At 41.2% G+C, this 238-nt stretch carries 1 protein-coding gene; it reads right to left on the reverse strand.

The window, feature by feature from the left end; all coding sequences use genetic code 11:
* On the reverse strand, window positions 1–238 hold a 238-nt coding region (locus ACPYOJ_RS36675), incomplete at both ends, for a hypothetical protein (RefSeq protein WP_481420585.1).

The following is a 238-nucleotide window of genomic DNA, read 5'->3' on the forward strand; positions in this document are numbered from 1 at the left end:
GACTACAGTGTCGGAAAAGTTTGCATTGCCAACCTGCACCCAGGATGTTCCGTCGAATTTCTTTACATTTAATTTTCTCCCTTCTGCTGTACTTGAAACATATACTACAAAAGGCATATTGTTGAACAAGGCAATATCCGAATAAGAATTGTCTGAACTATAAGCATTTCCAACATTTGCACCGCCAACCTGAGTCCACGTATCCGAAGAGCCGGCATTCGCATTTATGCTGTAAACT

The organism is Rhizobium sp. SVR5-9E (assembly GCF_056755095.1).